We start from the raw sequence: 19,881 nt of genomic DNA on the forward strand, positions 1-19,881 counted from the left end.
GTCACACCAGCATTGCCAAAGCCTCCACCACCCTGCCCTCCGCCAAATACTGCTGGGCCAACTCGTGCAGATGTAGTGTACCCCGCTGCCGCGCCCGTTGCACGTCAGCCAGACCACGCACCCGTTCTACGGTCTCAGCATCCGGCAGTTGCTCCTGGTTGGCCAGCCGGCCCAGGTTGTTGCCGGTTAGCACGGTGCTGTTGCGAATGTGGGCGGGAAGCTGATCGACGCCCAGTCCGCAGGTCCTGAGGGGTTTGGGAATCTCAAACAGGGTATCGGGAGTGATACGGCAGTAGTCGTTACCGCCCAGGCGGGCGACGAGGTCAAGCTTGCGAGTAACGAGCTTTTGGTCTTCATCCAGAAGCTCGTCTTGAATGTGTATACGCACCACTTCGCAGAGCACCAGGTTGCCGGCTCCCCCCCCCTCGCCCAGGGCAATCACCTTCGTGACCCGGCACTCGAAGGAAACCGGTGCTTCCCCCACCCGCGGTGGTCGCACGGCCTCGCTTGCTACCTCCGTAAAGCCCCCTTTTACAAACTCATTGATGCCTGTGGCGTATTCGGTACTGGTGAGCGACATCTGCTCCACCATGGCGTAGTTCACAATGTTGATGGTCACTTCCGGCACCTGCTGTACGTTGTTCAGCGTGTCCTTAGCACTCCCGTCCCGCCCCCGCCGGATCGGCGAAAACACCAGTACCGGCGGCCGGGTACTGAAGACGTTGAAGTAGCTGAAGGGACTGAGGTTGACCCGCCCGTCACCGTCGACGGTAGCGGCAAAAGCGATGGGTCGGGGTGCCACGGCGGTAGAAAGATAACCGTACAGGTCACCGGAGGATATGTCGTTGGGGTCTAGGGTCATAGAGTGTTTGGGTTTACCGCTGGCTCGATGCGTCCGGTCACTACGCCGAAGCCTACCTGTCGCTCGCCACTTCCGGCGTGGGCGCGTAGGGTCACCCTGTCGCCATCGCGCAAAAAGTCGCCGGTAGTGCCGTTGTGGGTTAGCTCCAGCAGCGAGCCGAAGGAGTCAGGATCGGGACCGGAAATCGTACCACTTGCCATCAGGTCCCCCACCCGCACGTTGCAGCCATTGCTGGTATGGTGGGCGAGCTGCTGGGCCATACTCCAGTACAGGTACTTCGTGTTCGAGCGCGCGATGGTCTCACCGTTCAGCTCCACCGACAGTCTAACGTCAAAGTGGGCGGGGTCGCGGGTGCAAAGGTAGTCGAGGGGCGGCGGGTCCTGCTCCGGCCCCAGCGTGCGGAAGGGCTCCAGGGCCTCCAGCGGCACGATCCACGGCGACACGCTGGAGGCAAAGCTCTTACCGAGAAAGGGACCCAGCGGTACGTACTCCCACCGCTGGATGTCGCGGGCCGACCAGTCGTTGAAGAGGAGTAATCCGAAGATGTAATCTTCCGCCTCAGTGATGGGTATCGGTGCCCCCTGCGTAGAATTTTTACCGATGACAAAGGCCATTTCTAGCTCGAAGTCAAGCCGGTTAGTGGATTGATAGACAGGAGTATCCGAGCCGGTGGGTAACATCTGTCCATAGGGTCGCCGTACGGAGGTTCCGCTCACTACGATGGAAGAAGTACGGCCGTGGTAGCCAACCGGTAGGTGGCGCCAGTTGGGCAGCAGGGCGTTGTCCGGATCGCGGAACATGCGGCCGACGTTGGTGGCGTGCTCACGACTGGAGTAGAAGTCGGTGTAGTCGCCTACTTGGATGGGTAAGTGAAGGGTGGCGGAGAGGCGGTCCACTAAATGCTGAGGGGTAAGCGGGGAGCCGGTGGAGTCTTGCAACCAGCCTTGCACCTGCGACCGCGCCCGTGTGGTAACGCTTTTACCTAAACTGATGAAAGCGTTAAGGGTCGGTTGGGAGAGAACGCTTACGTCAAAGTCAAAGCAGCCGGTACTCGCCAGGCCCGCTAGATCGAGAATCTGGTCACCAACTGCCACACCGGCGCGGGGGGAGCTGCCGGGGGTGGAAAAGATGCCGAAGGGCAGGTTGGCCAATGTAAAGTCACTGTCCGCAGGAATGTTAATGCGCATCGGCCAGCCAGCTTTGGTGGTAGGTGCCGGTATCGATCTTGGCGGCCTCGGCGGTGACCTGGAGGGGGCGGAAGGTATCGATCATCACGGCTAGCTCCTCGGTGCCGGTCTTGCCGATACTCCCCTCGTAGGTACCCGGGTGCGGGCCGTGGGGGATGCCGCCGGGGTGCAGCGTGAGGTAACCCGGACCGATACCCGTACGGCTCATGAAATCGCCGTCGACGTAGTAGAGCACCTCGTCGGAGTCGATGTTGGAGTGGTTGTAGGGCGCGGGGATGGCCCGGGGGTGGTAGTCGTAGAGTCGCGGACAGAAGGAGCAGACGACGAAGGACTTTGTCTCGAAAGTCTGGTGTACCGGCGGCGGCTGGTGTACCCGTCCGGTGATGGGCTCGAAGTTGTGGATCGAAAAGCCGTAGGGGAAGTTGTAGCCGTCCCAGCCCACGACATCGAAGGGGTGACTGGCGTAGATGAGCTCGTGGAGCATGCCCTGCTTCTTGATCTTGAGGGTGTACTCGCCCTCAGCATCGTGGGTCTCCAGGTCGCGGGGCAGCTTGTAGTCGCGCTCGGTGAAGGGGGAGTGCTCCAGCAGCTGGCCGAAATGGTTGCGGTAGCGCTTGGGGGTGTAGATGGGGTCGGTGGATTCGGTGTAGAGGATGCGGTTATCCTCCGTGTCGAAGTCGATCTGGTAGATCACGCCGCGGGGGATGACGAGGTAGTCGCCGTACTCGAAGGGAATGTTGCCAAGTAAGGTACGTAGGGTGCCCGAGCCGCGGTGGATGAAGAGCAGCTCATCGGCGTCGGCATTTTTATAGAAGTAGTCGCGCAGGGACTGGCGGGGGGCGGCCACGCCGATCTGGCAGCTGGCGTTGACGAGTAGCGGCTTGCGGGCGGTGAGAAAATCGTCTTCCGAAGCTACATCGAAACCAATGAGCTTGCGCGCGGTAAGGGTTTTTTCCTCGGCGATGTGTGGGGTCAGGTCGGTCTTGCCGACTACGTCCCTGACCTGGGTGGGCGGCCGCAGGTGGTACAACAGCGAGGACATACCGTCAAAACCGACGGTGCCGAACAGCTGCTCGTGGTACAGCGAGCCATCGGGTTGGCGAAACTGGGTGTGCCGCTTCGGGGGCAGCTGGCCGAGGTGGTGGTAGATGGGCATGGGCGGGCGGGCTTGGTTGTTAAGACAATGGTTGGGGGTGGTAGGTTGAGCGGTAGGCGTCCGACGCTTTAAGGCGTCGGACGCCTAGTACGAAAATTTACCGAACTTACCCCCATGTTCACCTACCCTACCCTGCAGGTCGCCGTTACCGACCGCCTGGCCACCGTCACCCTCGACAACGGCCGCGTCAACGCCATCAGTACCCAACTCTCGCGCGATCTCGAGGCCGCCTTCCTCGACCTGGGTGATAACGATACGATCGACGGGGTGGTGCTGGCCGGTAAACCCGGCTGCTTCTGCGCCGGACTAGACGTCAAAATGCTCGCCACCTCCGACCACGCCGGGCTCCGGGAGTTCTTCGGCGCCTACCTCTCGGCCCTCCAGACGATGGTACGCTTCGATAAGCCGCTGGTCGCTGCCGTGACCGGCTTCGCCCCCGCCGGCGGCACCATCATCGCCCTCACTGCCGATTACCGTATCATGACTCAGGGCGACAAGCACACCGTAGGCATGAACGAATTCAACATGAGCCTCCAGATCCCCAAGATGATGGGCGACATCTTCGCCTACTACACCGGGGAGGCCCGCGCCTGGCGTAACGTACAGCAGGCCCGCATGTACACCGCCGAGCAGGCCATCCCCCTCGGACTCATCGACGAAGCCGCCGAGGTAGACCGGGTGCTGTCCCGCGCCGAGGCCTACTGCCGCCAACTCATGCAGGTCCACCCCCCCGTCTTCAAGCGCACCAAACGCTACCTCCGCCGCGGACTCCTGGCTGCCGTCGACCACGGCGTCGATGAAATGGTCGATACCATCGAGGAGGACTTCACCGACCCCGTCTTCCAGCAGATGATGAAGATGTTCGTAGCCTCCCTCTCGCCCGCTGCCCAAAAATAGCAGCCTGCCCGTTCTATCAACTCCGTAGGAGTTCCCCCGCCCCGACCCCGGAAGCATTCCGGGGACCTAGCCCCGCCTCCCCCGACCCACTTCCGCACCCGCGCACCCGCCCCTCACACCCGCCCCTCACACCCGCGTCGTAGCGAATAGCCGCCGCAGCCGCCACCGCCCACTCACGTGCGTAGCCGCCAGCAGCAGCCCCCCCATAATCGCCAGGTTTTTCATAAAGAAGAGGCTCTGTAATCGATACTCCTCCGTGCCTACCGCCTCCGTCCAAAAGTCGTGCACCACGAAGGTCAGCGGCACCCAGTAGATCAGGAGCAGGATGGCGCCCAGCCGCATCCGGTACCCCAGCAGAATCATCAGTCCGCCCAGCACGAGCAGGAGAATGGCCGCATAAAGGAAAAAGTCCTGATTCCAGGTCAGCCCGTAGATCGTCATCGCCTGCCGGTTGAGCTGCTCGAAGGCAAAGTAGTCGTAGGCCTCGAAGAAGAAGATGAACGAGAGCAGTACGCGCCCCAGCAGATCGAAAATATCTTTCATCCCTGCAAAGGTACACTACCCCACCCCGCCATTATTCCTTAGGCCGCGGGCCCCACTCCGCCCGCCGCGCTACGTCGAAGTCCGGATTCGCCACCGGCAGCGGGGCGTGCACCTCCCGCAGCCAGTCGTTCAACTGTGTTAGCATAGCGGCCGCCCGTTCGGGTTCACTGGTGGCCAGATCGGTCGTCTCTCCCAGGTCCGCCGCCAGATTATATAACTCAGACCCTTCAGTATCGAACTGCCGGATCAGCTTATAGTCCCCCAGCCGCAGGGCCGCGGCGGGCCGCCCGTGGTGGTAGTGCGGATAGTGGAAGTACAGCGGCCGCTCGGCGAGCGTATCCCCCCGCAGCACGGGCACCAGACTCTCTCCATCAAGGGTATCCGGCCACGTACCGCGCGGCACACCCGCCGTTTCGAGAAATGTAGGGTAAAGGTCCATTCCCGTAACCGGCACACCCGTCACGCCCGCTGGCACCGTGCCCGGCTGGCGCACGAACATCGGTACCCGGATACCGCCCTCGTAGATGCTTCCCTTTTCATCGCGTAGCGGGGCGTTCGTGGTGGCGATCACGTCATCGCTCCTATCGTAAATCTGCCGCAACCCCCCGTTATCGCTCGTTAACACCACCAGTGTATTCTCCCGCAGTCCGAGCTCGTCCAGGCGGGTGATCAGTCGACCAAAGTTCCGATCCACACTCTCCACCATCGCTACGTAGGTGGGATTGTACACCCGATCGGTGGGTTGCTCCCGCTTGCCCGCGGCATCGACCAGCTCGTCCGGCGCCTCCAACGGCACGTGCACCGCAAAGTGACTCAGTACCACCAGAAACTGCGTATCGCGGTGCGCCGCGATGAAGTCGATGGTCATATCGGTCAGAATGTCCGTCAGGTAAGCCCCGGTATCCGCCGGGTAGGGCGGTGTGAAGTGGATCGGCGGTACGAAGTGTCCCCACCCCCCCTGCACATGGGCCGTATCGAAGCCCTGCGCCATGGGGGCATGCTCCAGTCCCCAACCCAGGTGCCACTTACCGAAATAGGCCGTCGCATACCCCACGGTCTTGAGCGCCTCAGCATAGGTCGTCACCTCACCGGGCAGGTACTGCGTCCGGTTCGTGGGCACCCGCAACTCCTCGTAGGGCCGCCAGTGACCGGGGATGAAGTCCGTGATCCCGGTTCGCGCCGGACTCATCCCACTCATCATCGCCGCCCGGCTCGGACTGCACACCGTGCTCGGCGCGTAGTAGTCGGTGAACCGCAAGCCCTCGTTCGCTACACGATCGATATTTGGCGTCGGGTACCACGGGTTGCCCTGTACGCCTAGGTCCATCCAGCCCAGGTCGTCGACCAGTACGAAGAGGATGCTTGGCGGGGCGGGCGCGGAGGGTGTGCCGGCAAGTGGGGCAGTATCCGGGGCGGGGCCGCAGGTGCAGAGCGAGAGGAGCAGTGGTAGTCCGGTAAAATACTTTAGCATTATCAGGTCGGTGTAGTCTATAGGTGAAGGTACTAAGCTCGGCCGTCCGACGGGGGGGGCCGTCCGACGGGGGGGCCGTCCGACGGGGGGGGGCCGTCCGACCGTTTTAAGCCTTTGCGTGCAACCAGGGGGGCAGCTAACGCCTTATTGATGTTCGGCACCTCATCGCCGGCACAATCTATGCGTTACCTGCTCCCCTTCTTTGTTTTTCTCGGTCTAGCCAGTGCGCGACCGGCTACCGGGCTCCTCGCCCAGGGCACTGCACCGGCGGCCCCGCCCACCTCCGACGCCGCCTTCCAGGTGCCGACCACGGAAGATACCAGCCTGCTCTGGCGCGTCTCCGACCCCGACAACGACACGGCCCGCGCCAGCTACCTCTTCGGCACCATCCACCTGATCCCTACCGAAGACTACTTCCTGGAGTCGACCGTAGTACGGGCCATCAACGACAGTGAGGAGGTGTACTTCGAGATCGACCCGCGCGACATGCAGGACCCCACCAAAATGATGGGCCTGATGGGACAGATCCGCATGCGCGGCGATACCAGCCTGCAGGACCTCCTACCGCAGGCCCGCTATGATAGCATCGCGGAATACTTCGCCACCACCGGTATGCCGATGTTTTTTTTGGAAAAGATGAAGCCGATGTTCCTCTCCGCCATGGTGGGTCAGGACATGAGCGCCGGCAACCCCCTCATGGGCGGCGATAGCAAGATGAAGAGCTACGAGCTAGAACTGAGCGAACTGGCCGAAGCCGCCGGTAAGCCCATCGGCGGACTCGAGACCATGGACTTCCAGCTCGCGCTCTTCGATAGTATCCCCTATAGCGTGCAGGCCGAAATGCTGTACCGCGCCGTAGCCACCGACATGGCCGGGGAGATGGGCGAAACGGATAGCGAGTTCGAGGAGATGGTAGCGATGTACCGCCGCCATGCCGTGGCCGAGATGTCGCAACTCATCACCGATCAGAGCGCCGGCTACGGAAACTTTGAAGAACTCCTCGTGGTGCGCCGTAACGAGAGTTGGGTACCCATCATCACCGAGCGACTAGCCGCTACGCCTACGCTCTACGCCGTAGGTGCCGGTCACCTGGGCGGCGAGCGTGGGGTCATCGCCTTACTACGTGCCGGTGGCCTCACGGTGGAGCCGGTCTACCCTTGATCGGTGTGGTCGTACTTAAAATCGGCGGCAACGTCATCAACAATCCCGCTACCCTGCACGAGGCACTGGATTACTTTGCCGGGCTGATCGAGCCGGCAGTATTGGTGCACGGCGGCGGACGGCGGGCCAGTCAGGTGATTACCGCTATGGGGCACGAGCCGGTGCTGATCGACGGGCGGCGCGTCACGGACCGGGCCACCCTGGAGGTAGTCACCATGGTCTACGCCGGGCTGCTAAACACGGACATCGTGGCTCAGCTACAGGCCCGGGGTTGTAATGCCATCGGCCTAAGCGGCGCGGATGGCAATGCGGTGCAGGCCACTAAGCGACCGGTGGGAACGATCGACTACGGGTTTGCGGGGGATGTCACGGCGGTGAATGCCGCACTTCTCGATGCCCTACTCCGCCTGGGTATGCAGCCCGTGCTCTGCCCCATCACCCACGATCATCACGGGCAGCTCCTCAACACCAACGCCGATACCATCGCTACGGAAACCGCCGCGGCACTAGCCCAGCAGGGGCACAGCGTACGCCTACAGTACTGCTTCGAGCTGCCGGGGGTACTAAAGGATATTCACGATCCTTCCTCTGTCATACCGCGGCTTACCCCTGAGCAGTACGCCGCACTCCGTGAGGAAGGCACCATCGCAGGTGGCATGCTACCAAAACTGGACAACGCCTTTCGTGCGGTATACGCAGGTGCAAAGGAGGTGGTGATTGGCGGACTGGCCGAGCTACGGCAGGGGGGCGGCACCCGCTGCGTGCAGGGCTAATTTATCCATGCAGCTAGTCAGGGCCTCGCGCCAGTGGCGGGGTGTGCCTACCGTGGCGGCGATTTTACGGGTATCCAGTACGCTGTAGGGGGGGCGCCTGGCCGGCGTGGGGTACTGCTCGGTCATGATGGGGCGGACGGTGCACTCGATTCCGGCCATGGTATGAACGGCTTTTGCCAGGTCGTACCAGCTGCATACCCCACTGTTGGCAAAGTTATAGATACCTGGTACGGCGGCGGAGGTCGATAACTGCATGGCCGCCGCGGCCAGGTCGCCGGCGTAGGTGGGAGAGCCTACCTGGTCGCAGACGATCCCCAGTTCCTCCCGCTCCCGACCCAGCCGCACCATGGTACGCACGAAGTTGTGCCCGTACTCGGCGTACACCCAACTGGTGCGGATCACGTACGCACCGGGGTGATGACGCAGCACCTCATTCTCGCCCTCCAACTTAGAGCGCGCATAGACACTCGTACCCAGGGTGCGATCGGTCTCCCGCAGGGGGCGGTTATACCCGTCGGCATAGACGTAGTCGGTACTGAAATGCACAAACGCAATGCCGGCCTCCCGACAGGCGGCGGCCAGGCGGCGGGCGCCCTCCACGTTGATGGCGGCGGCCCGGGCGGGCTCGGATTCGGCGCGGTCGACGGCGGTGTAGGCCGCTGCGTTAAAACAGAGATCGGGGCGGGCCTCCGCCAGGGCTACGCGTAGGTCCTCCGGGCGGGTGATGTCGAGGCTGGAGCGGTTGTAGGCAAAGATGCGCCAGTCGTTGGGGGCGGCCTTAGCCGCTCCGATTAACTTTTGACCCAGTTGGCCACCCGCTCCGCAGATCATGATTCGTTGCATTGGCGCGAAGGTAAGAATCCCTACTTTTGCCTAAACCCTACTGCCCATGCGCATCATCGGCCGCCTGCCGGATCCCCGGATGCAGATCACCGTGTTTGAAAATGACGGCCGCTTCCCGGTGCAGTTCGAGCTAGGGGGTATCACGCAGGTGTACCGCTTCCGCAAGGGGGACGGGCTCGGCAACTTCGGTCAACTGCGCACCTACGTCGATGAGTCGTTCCGCTCCGCTGTCTTGGAGCAATTTATGGTTATGCAGCGCATCCACGGCGGGGTACTGGAGCGGATTCACCCCCCGGAGTCCACCCCTGACGCCCTACCCGACATCATTTAATCTCCCCTCACCCTCCATGCAAATATCCGCCGCCGCCCTGGCCCGACTCATCGACGCGACCGTAGAGGGCGACCCCGAGGTGATCATCACCGGGCCGGCCCGCATCGAGGAGGCCGCCGCCGGCCAGATCACCTTCCTGGCCAACCCCGCCTACGAGCACCACCTCTACCAGACCCAGGCTACGGCCGTACTCGTAAGCCGGGAGTTCCGGCCTAAAGCGGCGATTGCTCCCACCCTACTACGGGTCGATAACGTCTACGAAACCGTCAGCGAGCTTCTCCAAGTGTATCAGCGGGACCAGGCCAGCCAGACCCCGCGACAAGTCAGCCAGCACGCCTGTGTAGCCGACTCGGCTAGTTTAGGAGAGGAGGTACGCATCGGTACGTTCACGGTCGTAAGCGAGGGGGCCACCATCGGGGCCGGCACCGTAGTACAGGATCAGGTGTTCATCGGGCCCAACGTACGCATCGGTAGCAACTGCCTCATCTATCCGGGGGCGCGGGTGCTGCGCGACTGCGTGATCGGCAACGATTGCATTCTGCACGCCAACGTGGTGATCGGGGCCGATGGTTTCGGCTTCCTGCCCGACGGCGAGGGCAACTACCGGAAGGTCCCGCAGGTGGGCAACGTAGTGATCGAGGACGACGTAGAGATCGGCTCCAATACGACCATCGACCGCGCCACGATGGGTGCGACGCTCATCCGCCGGGGTGTCAAGTTGGACAACCTCATCCAGATCGGCCATAATGTAGAGGTCGGCGCCAACACCGTCATGGCCGCTCAGGCCGGCGTAGCGGGCTCCACCAAAATTGGGGCTAATTGCCGCATTGGAGGCCAGGTCGGCTTCGCCGGTCACCTCACCATCGCCGATGGTACCAACCTACAGGCCCAGGCCGGGGTGGCCAAGCACATCAGGGAACCAAACCAGGCCCTGGGGGGCTCGCCGGCCTTCGGCTACCGCGACTGGATCAAAAGCTCCATCCTGCACACCCGCCTACCGGAGCTCTACAAGCGCATCGCCCGATTGGAAAAACGGCTCGAAGAATGAAGATCTATACCCGTACCGGGGATCAGGGGCAGACAGGCCTCTACAGCGGTCGCCGCGTCAGCAAGGCCGATCCCCGCGTGGAAGCCTACGGAACGGTGGATGAGCTCAACGCCTGCCTGGGCCTGTTACGCGATCACCTGGAGCCCCTCGACCCGGTCCGCACCCGCGTCCGCGCCCAGTTGCTCGTACAGCAGCAGCACCTTTTTGCACTCGGTGCCGCCCTGGCCGACGATCGGGAGGGTCAGGCCTACCAAGTGCCGAAAAACGCGGCCACGGAACTCGAAGGCTACATGGACGACATGGACGCCGAGCTACCCAAGATGACCCATTTTATCTTACCGGGGGGAAGTAAGAGTGTGAGTTTTGCCCATCTGGCACGTACCGTTTGCCGCCGCGCCGAACGGCGTACTGTGGAAGTATCGCAGGTGGACCCCGCCGTGATCGTGTACCTGAACCGGCTGAGTGATTACCTCTTCGTGCTGTCGCGCTACCTGGGCAAGGTAGCGGGGGTGGAGGAGATTCGGTGGAACTCGTAACCCGCGGCGGAATGCACAGTTGCAGCTGCTCCATCCGGCTAGCTTAGGCACAATACGCTACACCGTGAAGTACCAAATCCTACACACCAATTGGGGTAAAGATTTCTGCTATGTACCGATTGCTCCCGCTCCTCCTTCTCACCATGCTTTGCGCCTCCTGCACGGCACAACCCCAGCGCGTCATCCTGGATACGGACATCGACTCCGACGTGGATGACGTACAGGCCCTGGCCATGCTCCACGCTTACGCCGACATGGGCTCGGTCGATTTGCTCGGCGTGGTCGTGACCAGTGAGGAACGCTATGCGGCCAGTTGTACGGACGCCATAAATACCTTTTACGGCCGACCGGACCTCCCCATCGGCTACCTCCGCCACCGGGATAGTCTGCGGCAGTTCTCCAAGTACACCCGGCAGGTCACCGAAGAATTCCCGCACCGTATCGAGGATAGTACCGGCACCGTTGCCTCGGCCCAGCTGTACCGGCAGCTGCTGGCGGATAGCCCGGACGGCTCGGTCACCATCGTCACGGTAGGCCATTTGAGTAGTCTGGCGGCCTTTCTGCAATCCCCCGCCGATGCCATTTCTCCCCTGACCGGTCAGGAACTCGCCCGGAAAAAGGTCAGTCGGTGGCTCTGCATGGGGGGGCGGTACCCAGAGGGGAAGGAGGCCAATTTCTACCGGCCCGATCCCGCCTCTACGGCGTACTGCCTGGACCACTGGCTAGGAGAAGCGATTTTCTGTGGCTGGGAAGTCGGCAACGAAATTCTCACCGGCGGAGCTTACCTTAAGCAGGGACTTACCCCACCCCATCCGGTCTTTCGCGCCTACCAGCTCTACAACGACTTCGCCGGTCGGCCCGCGTGGGACCAGGTGGCCGTACTGCTGCTCGATGACCGAGCGCATGATTTTTTTGAATTAGTTCGCGACGGGTACGTAGCGGTGAATGCCGCCGGGGAGAATCGCTGGGTGGCCGGTGCCGCGGCGGACAAGCAACACGCCTACGTACGGATCCGGCCGGAGGTAGCCGCCGATACCATAGCCCGCTACATCGACGGACTCATAATAAACGCAACACCGAAGTGAGCATGAGAAACTACCCGCTGTTATCGCTGCTTGCCCTACTGCTTTGCACCTGCGGCCCCGCCCAGGAAGATGAGGAATTGACGGCAAGCCAAGGGGTTACTGCCGAGGGTGCACCCAACATCATCCTCATCCTGGCCGACGACCTGGGTTACGGGGATGCCGGCGTGTATAACCCGGAGTCCGTCATCCCTACGCCGAACATCGATCGCCTGGCTAGCCAGGGCATGCGCTTTACGGACGCTCACTCTACCTCGGCGGTATGTACCCCCACGCGCTACGGGATAGTGACCGGGCAGTACAGTTGGCGCGGCCCCCTCAAGCAGGGCGTGACGTGGAGCTACGACACCCTTATCATCAATACGGCCCAGAGCACCGTAGCCTCGATCCTCGACGACCGGGGCTACCGAACGGCCTGCGTGGGCAAGTGGCATCTCGGACTGGGCTGGGAGATGGATGGAGATGAGGCGCGGTTTGACCGACCGCTTACCGCCGGGCCGAACGACCTGGGCTTCGATTCCTTCTACGGCATCACGGCCAGTCTCGATATTCCTCCCTACCTCTATGTGCGTGACCATCGGGTGGTGATGCAGCCTACAGACTCCACCCAGGGTACGGCTACCGGCTACTTCGACGACTACTGGCGTCCCGGACCGGTTTCTCCCGACTTCGATCACCACCAGACGCTCAACCACCTTACCACGGAAGCCGAGCGCGTCATTCGCGAGGGAGCGACGGGTAGGGCTCCCTTCTTCCTCTACTTTCCGCTCACCGGGCCGCACCTGCCCTGGATCCCACGGGAAGAATTTAGGGGCAAGAGCGGGGCGGGAAATTACGGCGACATGGTCGTGGAGGTCGACGACGTGCTGGGCCGTATCACCCGCCTGGTGGATTCGCTGGGCATCGCCGAGAACACCCTGATCGTCTTCACCTCCGACAATGGTTCACAGCTGTCGACCGAGCTGATGGCTGAGTACAACCATCGCTCGAACGGACCCTACCGGGGCCGGAAGGGGGACATCTACGAGGGCGGTCACCGGGTCCCGTTCATTGTGCGCTGGCCGGCGCGGGTAGCGGCGGGTACGACCTCCGATGCCCTGGTATCCACCACCGACTTCTACGCCACCTTCGCCGAAATTACCGAGCAGGACCGGGAGCCACCGGGAGAGATCAAGGACAGTCACTCCTTCCTGCCTATTCTGGCCGGGGACGCAGCTGCGCAGCCCCGGCAAAGCATGATCTACCACTCCGCCAAGGGGCTTTTCGCCCTCCGGGATGGCCGGCAGGTGCTGGTGGCCGGCCGCGGAAGCGGTGGATTTCTGGAGGTCGCCGACACGCTGCTCACCGATCCCCCCTACCAACTTTACGATCTGGGGAAAGACACTAGTGAGGCCGTAAATCTGGCCGAGGAACAAGCCGGTCGGGTTGAGGAGCTTCGCGGGCGGCTCACTGAGCTACGCAAGGGATCCGAGTAACTATGATTAGACTGCCCCGACCAACGCTACACTTACTCGCCGACCGCTTTGCACAGGACGCACTACTCCTCACTAATGGAGGCGGCGGCATTAACGTACGTTCACCATGCGAGCAGCAACGGGAGGCACAATCAATCTTGGAGGGGGGAAGTTAGGTAAGGCTTAGTTCGATAGCTGCAAATTGAGGGTATACCAGGACGGGCACGGCACATCCGGGTTCTTCTTAGGTAGAAGATAAACGAGAATGAATGCTACTAGTGCATTAGCGAGCCGGTGATGGCGCGGTAGAGCACATAGCCAGCCATGGCTAAGATAGACAGGACGAGCAGGACAATGAGGGCAACGGCGAAGAAGTCCATGGGGGGGGGGTATTATGGCGTGAGAGAATATACTGTAAGTTACAGACAATTCATTTAACGGCACAATAATCCGTAGGCTTTAACGTACAACTCCCCTCATTTTTTTCTATGCTTGGTGTTTTGCCCTAGTTTCTATCGTTCTGGGAATTACTTACTGTACCTGTCTGACGGCCTCTCCCGGTCTTGTCGGAAAAACTGCCGTCGCTGTCGGTATCGACGAGCAGCTGCACGCCCTATTGTACGGGATTGTAGTCAGCAATCAAATCCACAAAGAAGGACTGCACCGGTTGCGACACGGGTATACCCCCCGTACTGCTAGCCCGCTGACGGCAAGTGAACTATCCGTCCGTTGTATACGAACGGAGGGCCTTTTGCACCAGCCCGGCACCCGCGCACCGCCGCACAACCAATCCTAGCGGGAGCCGTTTACCAACTTTCCCCCACCTAACTAAGCTATCTATGGCCCAGGCCAAGACCCTCGGTGAACTGAAAGGCACCGGCTATACCCCCCGCAGCGTAAGGCAAGAGCTGCGTGACAACCTAATCAAACGGCTAAAGAGTAGAGAGGAGGTTTTCCCCGGTATCATCGGCTTTGACGACACGGTGTTGCCCGACATTCAGCGGGCGATCCTGAGCCGGCATAGCGTGCTGCTTCTGGGACTGCGCGGCCAGGCCAAGACCCGTATCGCCCGCCTACTCGTAGGCCTGCTCGATGAATATATCCCCGTGGTAGCCGGTAGCGAGCTGAACGACGATCCCCTGCACCCCATTAGCCGCGCCTCCGCCGACCTGATCAAAGCGATGGGTGATGAAACTCCCATCGAGTGGCTCCACCGCGACGACCGCTACGTAGAAAAACTGGCGACCCCCGATGTGTCCGTAGCCGACCTGATCGGCGATGTAGACCCCATCAAGGCCGCCACGCTGAAACTGACCTACGCCGACGAGCGGGTTATCCACTACGGACTGGTACCACGTGCCCACCGGGGCATTTTTGTGATCAACGAGCTGCCGGACCTCCAGGCCCGGATCCAGGTGTCGCTGTTTAACATTCTACAGGAGGGGGACATCCAGATTCGGGGCTTTAAGCTGCGGCTGCCCCTGGACATCCAGTTCATCTTTACGGCCAACCCGGAGGACTATACCAACCGCGGCAGCATCATTACCCCGCTAAAGGACCGCATTGAAAGCCAGATCCTGACGCACTACCCCAAAACCATCGCGATCGCCCGCCAGATCACGGCCCAGGAAGCTACCCTGACCGAAGACCAAGCTAGCATGGTAGAAGTGCCCGAGCTGCTGAACGTGATGCTGGAGCAACTGTCGTTCGCCGCCCGGGAGAGCGAGTACATCGACGAAAAATCCGGGGTCTCCGCTCGCCTGAGCATTACGGCACTGGAGAACCTAGTTTCGACCGCCGAGCGCCGCGCGCTGATCAACGGGGACAGCCAGACCTTTGCCCGCATCACCGATTTCTGGGGCGTGGTACCGGCCATCACCGGTAAGGTCGAACTCGTGTACGAAGGGGAGCAGGAGGGCGCTTACGGCGTAGCCATGAAGCTGCTCGGCAAGGCCATCAAGACAAGCTTTCTGGAGCACTTCCCCGATCCCAGCGAGGTGAGTGCCGACGGGCGGGGCAAGAGCGATCCCTACGGCGTAATCCGCGCCTACTTTAGCGGCGGTAACGTGGTGGAGCTGCTCACCGACGGCAGTAACGCCGACTATAAAAAAGCGCTGGATAAGGTGGCCGGACTACGCAAGTTTGTAGAGTCGACGGTTGACGAGCGGCTGTCCGACATCGAGACCTACCTCTACATGGAACTGGTGCTGCAGGGCCTGGCCGAAATGGAGGTGCTGAACAAGGAGGCTCTGCACAACCGCCTCAATTTCCGCGATATCCTGGCCGATATGTTCGGCAGCGACGACTTCAGTTAGCTACCTTAGGCCCAAACGGGGATGGAGATGCTGCTACTGGTGGGTGCCTACACGATTGATATGAATGAGGATGCACCGGGGAAGGCCCGGGGCATTTCGGCTTACGATTTCTCCAGCGCGACCGGTCAACTCGTCTTTCGGGGCTACGTGCCCACTACCAATCCGAGCTACCTCTGGGTCGACGATACCCGCACTATGGTCTACGCCGTGCGCGAGTGTCCCGATGAAGCCGGACCGGCCGTGGTGGCATATCATGTAGCCCGCCGTACCGATGGAAGCGTGGCGTTTACACCGGCCGGTGAGTCGCTCCTGCACGGCGATCACCCCTGTCATCTCGTAGGCATCGACAATACGCTGGTAGTAAGTAGCTATACCAGCGGCACCATCGACGTGTTTGCCAAATCCGCAGACGGTACCCCGGGGGAACTCCTGCAGCACATTCAGCTACCGCTTGCCGGCACCAACGAGCAGCCCCACGCACACTGCGCGGCCTACGACGAACGCCGCCAGCGGGTGTACATCTGCGACCTGGGCGGCGACCGGTTGCGGGTCTTCCGACGGCGGGAGGACGGACGGTTGGAGGCCCTACCCAAACTCGGTATTGACTTTTCCCACGGGGCCGGTCCGCGGCATATCGCCCTCCATCCCGGGGGGGACTTTGCCGTGGTCGTGTGCGAGCTCCAAGGCATCTCGGTACTGATCGACCTACGGCCCGACCGCCCCCGCATCCTCCACCAGACTCGGTACCTCCCCGAACGGGTGGTGGACCAGGCGAGCGGCGCGGCGGTGCGCATGGATGCCAGCGGCAAACACGTCTACGTCAGCGACCGGAAGTTTAGCGTCGTCACGGCGCTCCGACTGGACGTACACGCCGCCTCCCTCACCGCCCGCGATACCTACCCCAGTGGCGGGGAGCGGCCGCGGGACATTAGCCTGAGCCCGGACGGGCAGTGGCTGCTGACGGGCAACCTGAAGAACCATACGATCGGGGTGTTTCGGCGCGGTGCCGGGGGGGCGTTGCAGTTGCACCACGTGGTGCGTAAGGTGCCTAGCCCTACCTGCCTGAAGTGGATGGATATTTAGGTAAACCGCCGCATCCGCAACGTCAACGTATACCCTGCCCGGTCATCAATGGTAAGCTCGGCACGCAGCCGCTGCGAGCGCATTCGCATATTGTCCTTCCCCTGTCCCGTTTTGGGCGTGAAGCGCGAGGAGGAGTACTTCGGTTCGGAGGTCGCCTTACTACCCTGCCCGTTGTCGCGGATAAACATCTCAAAATTCTGGGCGTACTGCTCCAATTCGATCTCCACCTGAGTAGCATTACTGTGGCGGGCGATGTTGTTGATGGCCTCTTTGTAAATAAAGTAAAGGTCCTGGCGAACGTTACCGGGGATCTGGCTCTGCTCGTTGAAGCCGGTGGCCTTGAAGTCGTAGCGGATGTCTAGAGGAAGGAGTACCTCATCGGCGTGCTCCTGCATACGCTGCAGGACGTTGCCAATGGTATCGCGGCGGCTGTCGATGCTCCAGATCACATCGCTCATCTTGCTCATGGCGTTGCGACCGGCCTCGCCGACGGTCTTGAGCCGAGTGCGCAGCTTCTCGTCATCGGTTTTGCCCTGCAACAGTTCGGCCTGGAGGGTGATACCGGCCAGCAGTCCGCTGACCTCGTCGTGGATGTCGCTGCTGAGCTGGGTGCGGAGTTGCTCGTTGCGCAGTCGTTCGCGCAGTTTAGCCTGCAGGATAAAAAAGAACAGCCCCACGATAACCAGCGCGATCAGAAATTGGAACCAGGTCTTCTCGATCAGGTACTGCCGGACGCGAATGGTGAGGGTGAGCATCTTTTCCCCGTAGTTGCCGTTGGCCCCCGCCCCCTGTACCAGGAGCCGATAGGTGCCGGAGGGTAGGTTGTTGTAGCGAATGGTACGCTCGTTACGCAGCGTGCGCCACTCCTCGCTGAAGCCCTCCAGCTTAACGCGGAACTGCGTCAGACTGGGCCGCTGCCCCACGGGTAGGGCAAAGGAGACCGCGATGCTTTTCTCGCTCGCCTTGACCATGATTTCCTTCAGCTGATCGAGGTTGCGGGTGATGCTACGGGCCTCGCCGCGGCCGTACACGACCACCTCGGTGAGCATGACGTCGGAGCCGGCGGTCTCGCTGCTCAGGTCCTCGTCCCGGAATACGGATAGCCCCTGGTCACCCCCGAAGAAATAGCGGCCATCGGTGCTGCGGTGGGCGGCGAACTGATTAAATTCGTCATTGACCAGTCCGTCTTCCAGGTAGTAGCGGCGGAAGGTGCCGGTCTTGAGGTCGCTCGGCAGGTGCACCAGCCCGTTGTGGGTACTGAGCCAGTAGCCGCCGGTGCTATCGGGTACGATACCCACTACGGTGTTGCTGCTCAGACCGTCTTGGCGGCCGTAGCGCTCGGTGCTGCCGTCGGCCGGGTCAAAGACCTGGAGCCCGGCGTCGGTACCCTGCCACCACTTACCGGCGATGTCCTCGTAAATGGTATGGATGGTATAAGCATTCATCTCCCCGATCGGTTCTATGCCGTCCAGGTTGCCGTAGAATACCGAGCGGCCGGTAGCCACATCGTAGCTGACTAGCCCCCGGTTGCGGGTACCGAGCAACAGCAGGCCGGAGCGGGCCGCGTAGAGGCAGTTGATGCGTAGCCCCCGGATGCCCTCCTCGCCCCCGTCCGCCGATTCCTTCAGCTCCCTGAACTGCCCGGTGGCGGGGTCGAACTGCAGCAGCAGACCTACCTTACGCGGATCGGAAGCTCCCAGGAAGACGCGGCCCGTGGCATCCTCGGTCAGGGTAGTAAAGGGGTAGCGGGAGGTGTAGGTCGTGGTCAGGCTATCCCCCACCCCGTACCGAAATAGCAGCCCCCCCTGCTGCAGGCCGGCGGGTTGGGCGATGCCCCAGACGCAGTTTCGCAGGCGGTCGTAAATGAGCTGCGTAGCCTCCCGCATTCTGATGCCCTGGCCGAGGGAATCCACGAGCGCCCGTTCGCGAAGTTCGGTCTCATCGCGCGCCATGCTGTACAGCCGTCCATCGGCCTCCATGATGTAAGTCGTGCCGCGCGCATCCTCCGTAATGCCACGTATACGGGGCTGGTACCCGATCGTGTTGTCCTTCTCGGTGAGGTAGGAACGGATCGACTTCACGTACCGCTCCATGATCCCGAGTCCCTCCCGCAGCCCCAAATACGTCGTCTCATTGAAGTTTTTCGCCGCTACACTTGATACCAGACGATCGGTAGGCAACTCCCGTTCGAAGAGCTGAAAATTTCCAACCGTATCCACGAGGTAGTACTCGTCGGGGTAGCGGGGGCCCAGGATATCCTCCGTGGCTAAAAAGAGCAGTTGGTCGAGCTCGTCTTTGAATATTTTGGTGTACCGCAGCCCGCGGTCGATCCCCGGCACCGGTACCGGATTGCCCTGAGTACCCGGGGCCCAGCGAAAGAGCGGGTAGCCGTCGCGGAAGGTTAGGTACACATAGCCATCCGGCCCCTCCTCCATGGTATAAAACCGCCGCTGGCCGGAGTTGCGCGGGAAGAACCTGTCCAGCACCTTGCCCGTCGCCGAAAGGTGCCGAAAGCCATGCTCCTCATCGTAAAGCAAAAATTGCCCGTTGCTCAGCGGCAGCAGTTCAATCCGGGGAGCAAAACTGAGCCAGCCGTCGTCGGGCTCGTGAAACACCGACACGAACCCCCGATCCGTATACTCGTACAACCGCGTGCCCTCCTGCCCGATGGTCACCACGAAGGTGCGGCCGAACTGATCCGTCTCGATGGCCCGCGGGTAGCCAATCACCCCCGTGCTGGGTACCATCCGTACCTGCTCCACGGTGAAGTCGCGCGGATCGAAGCGGTCAAAGTAACCGTAAAAATCGTTGAAGGTGATGATGAGCCGGCGGTCGTTGTCAGCCCGTACCGCCGCGATAGCCCCCCGGCTGAGGCGCGTATCCCCCAGCGCCCCCTGCCCGAAGCTCAGAAAGGTATGGCCGTCAAAGCGGTTCAACCCATCCATCGTAGCCACCCACAGGTAGCCGTCATCACCGATGTGCAGGTCGTTGATCTCCCGCGTGGAAAGCCCATCCGTGACCGTAAAATACTCGATGCGACCGGTCTGCCCGGTCAGTACGGACAGCAGCAACAGCAGGGGCAGACACAGCACAGTTTTCACGAGACGCAACTTAGCCACAAGATACGACGGGGCCCGTG

General features: G+C 61.6%; 17 protein-coding genes. 10 read left to right on the forward strand and 7 right to left on the reverse strand.

The window, feature by feature from the left end; translation table 11 throughout:
• Position 1: 1 nt before the first annotated feature.
• Genes ACOOHD_RS07780 through ACOOHD_RS07790 form a run of 3 tightly spaced genes read right to left on the reverse strand, consistent with a single transcriptional unit; the run spans position 2 to position 3,205 of the window.
• On the reverse strand, positions 2-862 hold the full coding sequence (locus tag ACOOHD_RS07780) for a flavin reductase family protein (RefSeq protein WP_420461003.1): 861 nt from the start codon (positions 860-862) through the stop codon (positions 2-4).
• Positions 859-2,049, reverse strand: coding sequence for a fumarylacetoacetase (fahA, locus tag ACOOHD_RS07785; protein WP_420461004.1), 1,191 nt, complete (start codon positions 2,047-2,049; stop codon positions 859-861). Before fahA ends, ACOOHD_RS07780 begins: the two co-directional genes overlap by 4 nt.
• Positions 2,039-3,205, reverse strand: a complete 1,167-nt coding sequence (locus ACOOHD_RS07790) for a homogentisate 1,2-dioxygenase (protein WP_420461005.1) — start codon at positions 3,203-3,205, stop codon at positions 2,039-2,041. The genes fahA and ACOOHD_RS07790 overlap by 11 nt, the downstream gene beginning before the upstream one ends.
• A gap of 114 nt (positions 3,206-3,319) precedes the next feature.
• Here ACOOHD_RS07790 and ACOOHD_RS07795 point away from each other — a divergent pair, with 114 nt between their 5' ends.
• Positions 3,320-4,102 (forward strand): enoyl-CoA hydratase/isomerase family protein, encoded by a 783-nt coding sequence (locus tag ACOOHD_RS07795; RefSeq protein WP_420461006.1) that lies wholly within the window; start codon positions 3,320-3,322, stop codon positions 4,100-4,102.
• A 126-nt stretch (positions 4,103-4,228) separates the two neighbouring features.
• Here ACOOHD_RS07795 and ACOOHD_RS07800 read toward each other — a convergent pair whose 3' ends face one another.
• Both ACOOHD_RS07800 and ACOOHD_RS07805 read right to left on the reverse strand, forming a co-directional pair.
• The gene (locus ACOOHD_RS07800; RefSeq protein ID WP_420461007.1) at positions 4,229-4,645 is read right to left on the reverse strand and encodes a DoxX family protein; all 417 of its coding nucleotides are present in this window, start codon (positions 4,643-4,645) and stop codon (positions 4,229-4,231) included.
• Positions 4,646-4,676: 31 nt separating this feature from the next.
• On the reverse strand, positions 4,677-6,116 hold the full coding sequence (locus ACOOHD_RS07805) for a sulfatase (protein WP_420461008.1): 1,440 nt from the start codon (positions 6,114-6,116) through the stop codon (positions 4,677-4,679).
• A 180-nt stretch (positions 6,117-6,296) separates the two neighbouring features.
• Between ACOOHD_RS07805 and ACOOHD_RS07810 the strand changes: the two genes are divergently transcribed.
• A complete protein-coding gene (locus ACOOHD_RS07810) occupies positions 6,297-7,277 on the forward strand; it encodes a TraB/GumN family protein (RefSeq protein WP_420461009.1) in 981 nt (326 codons plus the stop codon).
• A 5-nt stretch (positions 7,278-7,282) separates the two neighbouring features.
• Positions 7,283-8,050, forward strand: a complete 768-nt coding sequence (gene argB / locus ACOOHD_RS07815) for an acetylglutamate kinase (protein WP_420461010.1) — start codon at positions 7,283-7,285, stop codon at positions 8,048-8,050.
• Here the strand turns inward: argB and rfbD are convergent.
• The gene (gene rfbD / locus ACOOHD_RS07820; protein ID WP_420461011.1) at positions 8,012-8,893 is read right to left on the reverse strand and encodes a dTDP-4-dehydrorhamnose reductase; all 882 of its coding nucleotides are present in this window, start codon (positions 8,891-8,893) and stop codon (positions 8,012-8,014) included. The genes argB and rfbD overlap by 39 nt on opposite strands.
• Positions 8,894-8,939: 46 nt before the next feature.
• On the opposite strand from rfbD, the gene ACOOHD_RS07825 reads away from it, so the two are divergent.
• From ACOOHD_RS07825 to ACOOHD_RS07855, 7 genes are all read left to right on the forward strand, one after another.
• Positions 8,940-9,224, forward strand: a complete 285-nt coding sequence (locus tag ACOOHD_RS07825; protein ID WP_420461012.1) for a hypothetical protein — start codon at positions 8,940-8,942, stop codon at positions 9,222-9,224.
• A gap of 16 nt (positions 9,225-9,240) precedes the next feature.
• Positions 9,241-10,272: a UDP-3-O-(3-hydroxymyristoyl)glucosamine N-acyltransferase gene (gene lpxD / locus ACOOHD_RS07830; RefSeq protein ID WP_420461013.1), complete on the forward strand. Its 1,032-nt coding sequence runs from the start codon at positions 9,241-9,243 to the stop codon at positions 10,270-10,272.
• Positions 10,269-10,808 (forward strand): cob(I)yrinic acid a,c-diamide adenosyltransferase, encoded by a 540-nt coding sequence (locus tag ACOOHD_RS07835; RefSeq protein ID WP_420461014.1) that lies wholly within the window; start codon positions 10,269-10,271, stop codon positions 10,806-10,808. Before lpxD ends, ACOOHD_RS07835 begins: the two co-directional genes overlap by 4 nt.
• Before the next feature lie 110 nt (positions 10,809-10,918).
• Complete coding sequence (locus ACOOHD_RS07840) at positions 10,919-11,893, forward strand: nucleoside hydrolase (protein ID WP_420461015.1); 975 nt, start codon at positions 10,919-10,921, stop codon at positions 11,891-11,893.
• Between the two features lie 2 nt (positions 11,894-11,895).
• The gene (locus ACOOHD_RS07845) at positions 11,896-13,365 is read left to right on the forward strand and encodes a sulfatase family protein (protein WP_420461016.1); all 1,470 of its coding nucleotides are present in this window, start codon (positions 11,896-11,898) and stop codon (positions 13,363-13,365) included.
• A gap of 818 nt (positions 13,366-14,183) precedes the next feature.
• Positions 14,184-15,659 carry a sigma 54-interacting transcriptional regulator gene (locus tag ACOOHD_RS07850; RefSeq protein ID WP_420461017.1) on the forward strand — a complete coding sequence of 492 codons (1,476 nt, stop codon included), beginning with the start codon at positions 14,184-14,186 and terminating at the stop codon, positions 15,657-15,659.
• Between the two features lie 21 nt (positions 15,660-15,680).
• Positions 15,681-16,742, forward strand: coding sequence for a lactonase family protein (locus ACOOHD_RS07855; RefSeq protein WP_420461018.1), 1,062 nt, complete (start codon positions 15,681-15,683; stop codon positions 16,740-16,742).
• On the opposite strand, the gene ACOOHD_RS07860 is transcribed toward ACOOHD_RS07855, so the two are convergent.
• Positions 16,739-19,843, reverse strand: a complete 3,105-nt coding sequence (locus ACOOHD_RS07860) for a ligand-binding sensor domain-containing protein (RefSeq protein ID WP_420461019.1) — start codon at positions 19,841-19,843, stop codon at positions 16,739-16,741. The two genes, ACOOHD_RS07855 and ACOOHD_RS07860, sit on opposite strands and share 4 nt — an antisense overlap.
• Positions 19,844-19,881 lie beyond the last annotated feature (38 nt).

Origin of the sequence: Neolewinella sp., assembly GCF_965214665.1 — a bacterium.
Taxonomy (GTDB): Bacteria; Bacteroidota; Bacteroidia; order Chitinophagales; family Saprospiraceae; genus Neolewinella.

What these genes read in the sequence shown, in the direction of transcription:
- ACOOHD_RS07800 (WP_420461007.1), bottom strand. Translation starts at nt 4,645, where the DNA reads ATGAAAGATATTTTCGATCTGCTGGGGCGCGTACTGCTCTCGTTCATC.
- ACOOHD_RS07790 (WP_420461005.1), bottom strand. Translation starts at nt 3,205, where the DNA reads ATGCCCATCTACCACCACCTCGGCCAGCTGCCCCCGAAGCGGCACACC.
- ACOOHD_RS07845 (WP_420461016.1), top strand. Translation starts at nt 11,896, where the DNA reads ATGAGAAACTACCCGCTGTTATCGCTGCTTGCCCTACTGCTTTGCACC.
- ACOOHD_RS07850 (WP_420461017.1), top strand. Translation starts at nt 14,184, where the DNA reads ATGGCCCAGGCCAAGACCCTCGGTGAACTGAAAGGCACCGGCTATACC.
- ACOOHD_RS07795 (WP_420461006.1), top strand. Translation starts at nt 3,320, where the DNA reads ATGTTCACCTACCCTACCCTGCAGGTCGCCGTTACCGACCGCCTGGCC.
- rfbD (WP_420461011.1), bottom strand. Translation starts at nt 8,893, where the DNA reads ATGCAACGAATCATGATCTGCGGAGCGGGTGGCCAACTGGGTCAAAAG.
- fahA (WP_420461004.1), bottom strand. Translation starts at nt 2,049, where the DNA reads ATGCGCATTAACATTCCTGCGGACAGTGACTTTACATTGGCCAACCTG.
- ACOOHD_RS07840 (WP_420461015.1), top strand. Translation starts at nt 10,919, where the DNA reads ATGTACCGATTGCTCCCGCTCCTCCTTCTCACCATGCTTTGCGCCTCC.
- ACOOHD_RS07855 (WP_420461018.1), top strand. Translation starts at nt 15,681, where the DNA reads ATGGAGATGCTGCTACTGGTGGGTGCCTACACGATTGATATGAATGAG.
- ACOOHD_RS07805 (WP_420461008.1), bottom strand. Translation starts at nt 6,116, where the DNA reads ATGCTAAAGTATTTTACCGGACTACCACTGCTCCTCTCGCTCTGCACC.
- ACOOHD_RS07810 (WP_420461009.1), top strand. Translation starts at nt 6,297, where the DNA reads ATGCGTTACCTGCTCCCCTTCTTTGTTTTTCTCGGTCTAGCCAGTGCG.
- ACOOHD_RS07835 (WP_420461014.1), top strand. Translation starts at nt 10,269, where the DNA reads ATGAAGATCTATACCCGTACCGGGGATCAGGGGCAGACAGGCCTCTAC.
- ACOOHD_RS07780 (WP_420461003.1), bottom strand. Translation starts at nt 862, where the DNA reads ATGACCCTAGACCCCAACGACATATCCTCCGGTGACCTGTACGGTTAT.
- lpxD (WP_420461013.1), top strand. Translation starts at nt 9,241, where the DNA reads ATGCAAATATCCGCCGCCGCCCTGGCCCGACTCATCGACGCGACCGTA.
- ACOOHD_RS07825 (WP_420461012.1), top strand. Translation starts at nt 8,940, where the DNA reads ATGCGCATCATCGGCCGCCTGCCGGATCCCCGGATGCAGATCACCGTG.